Raw genomic sequence first — 1,544 nt, 5'->3', positions numbered from 1 at the left:
CGTGCACCCGCTGCTGGGGGGTCTCGTTGTCCAGCGCCCACGGTTCGGCGGCGCGGTCCTCGTGCCCGCCGGGCCGTTCCTCCTGGGCGCCGACCCCGCCGCCGAACCGTGGGCGCTGGACAACGAGACCCCCCAGCAGCGGGTGCACGTGCCCGCCTTCCGCATCGCCCGCGTGCCCGTCACCAACGCCGAGTGGGCCGGTTTCGTCGCCGCCGGCGGCTACGACGACCCGCGGCTGTGGACGACCACCGGCTGGGCGCACCGCGTCACCGCCGGGCTGCGCGCGCCGCTGTCGTGGGAGCCCGACGGCGCCGGCTGGTTCACCCACCGCCGCTTCGGCGTCGTGCGCGCCGTCGACCCGGCCGAACCCGTCCAGCACGTCGACTTCCACGAGGCGCAGGCCTACGCCCGCTGGGCCGGCGCCCGCCTGCCCACCGAGGTCGAGTGGGAGAAGGCGTGCGCCTGGGACCCCGTCGCCGGCCGCCGCCGCCGCTGGCCGTGGGGCGAGGGGCCCGCCACCGCCGAGCGCGCCAACCTCGGCGGCACCGCCCTGGGCCCCGCGCAGGTCGGCGCCTACCCCGCCGGCGCCTCCGCCTACGGGGTGGAGCAGACCATCGGCGACGTGTGGGAGTGGACGAGCTCGCCCTTCACGCCCTGGCCGGGCTTCTCCCCGATGCTCTACGACACCTACTCCGCGCCGTTCTTCGGCGGCGAGCACCGCGTCCTGCGCGGCGGCGCGTGGGCCACCGCCCCGATCGCGGTGCGCCCCTCGTTCCGCAACTGGGACCTGCCGGTGCGCCGGCAGGTCTTCACCGGCGTGCGCCTGGCCTGGGACGCCTGAGTGTGCCGCCACCTCGCCTGGACCGGTGAACCGCGCACGCTCGCCGAGCTGCTGCTGGAACCGGAGCACGGGCTGCTGCGGCAGAGCTGGGCGCCGCGCCGGCAGTCCCACGGCACCGTCAACGCCGACGGCTGGGGCGTCGGCTGGTACACCCCCGCGCGCCCCGAACCCGCCCGCTGGCGCGCCGCGCGGCCGCTGTGGGCGGAGGCGTCGCTGACCTCCGTGGCCCCGCACGTGTCCTCCGGGTGCGTGCTCGCCGCCGTGCGCAGCGCCACCGCCGGCATGCCCGGCGAGGAGAGCGCCTGCGCACCCTTCGCGCGCGGGCGGCACCTGCTCTCCCACAACGGCGTCGTGGACCGCTCCACCCTGCCCGCCGGGGCGTGGCCGCTGGCGGAGTCCGTCTGCGACAGCGCCGTGCTCGCCGCGCACCTGCTCGCCGCCCCCGACGAGCTCGGCGAGCGCGTGGCCGCCGCGGGCGCCGCCGACCCCGGCGCCCGCCTCAACGTCCTGCTCACCGACGGCGAGCGCGTCCTGGCCACCGCCTGGGGCGACACCCTCAGCGTGCTGCGCACCCCGGAGGGCGTGGCGCTGGCCAGCGAACCCTTCGACGACGACCCCCGCTGGTGCGACGTGCCCGACCGCACCCTCGTGACCGCCACGCCCGACGGCGTCGCGCTGACACCCCTGGAGACGACGTGAGCAC

The 1,544-nt window shown here is 77.8% G+C and carries 2 protein-coding genes; both read left to right on the top strand.

What is annotated here, in order from left to right; genetic code table 11:
* On the top strand, positions 1-841 hold an 841-nt coding region (locus GTR00_RS20550; RefSeq protein ID WP_166613382.1), incomplete at its 5' end, for an SUMF1/EgtB/PvdO family nonheme iron enzyme.
* Positions 842-1,540: an ergothioneine biosynthesis protein EgtC gene (gene egtC, locus GTR00_RS20545; protein ID WP_166613381.1), complete on the top strand. Its 699-nt coding sequence runs from the start codon at positions 842-844 to the stop codon at positions 1,538-1,540.
* Positions 1,541-1,544 lie beyond the last annotated feature (4 nt).

The organism is Kineococcus indalonis, assembly GCF_009906395.1.
GTDB classification, from domain to species: domain Bacteria; phylum Actinomycetota; class Actinomycetes; order Actinomycetales; family Kineococcaceae; genus Kineococcus; species Kineococcus indalonis.
Note: the sequence above shows the minus strand (reverse complement) of the source record. Positions and strands in the feature narration are given on the sequence as shown.